1 protein-coding gene is annotated in these 481 nt (G+C 29.3%); it reads right to left on the bottom strand.

Features of this window, described 5'->3' with window-relative positions:
• A partial coding sequence (locus ACF91D_RS31780; protein WP_392438701.1) for an NAD-dependent epimerase/dehydratase family protein occupies positions 1–481 on the bottom strand: 481 nt, incomplete at both ends.

Genomic DNA, 481 nt, shown 5'->3' with positions numbered 1-481 from the left:
GAAATACACCTAAACTTCCATTCTTAATAAGTTCATTAATATAAATTTTAAGATTCTCAATATATATACTACTTCTTTGATTTTCAATACGAGGATAACAAGGTAATATTCTAGATAACTTAATCAACTTACTAAAATTACCCGGAGCTGATTCACCATAAATCATTGGTGGTCGTAAAATTGCTACCTTAAATTCTTTCGACTGAATATCACATAAGGCTTCTTCTGCACGTAATTTAGATATACCATAAGAAGTCGTAGGTTCCTTTTTAGTTTTGTTGTTTATAATAACATGTTTGTCTACTTCGCCTTCAAGACCAAATACTGACATTGTGCTAAAAAATAAAAATTGATTTACTCCTTCATTTTTTGCCTTTTCAGCTAACTCTTTAGTTAAATGGTAATTTACATTCATATAATCCAACATAGTAGCATTTGGGTTATTATTATGTACGATTGCAGCTAAATGTATCACAACGTT

Source organism: Staphylococcus sp. 231237_7MaSpsaltlick (assembly GCF_043107035.1).
Note: the sequence above shows the minus strand (reverse complement) of the source record. Positions and strands in the feature narration are given on the sequence as shown.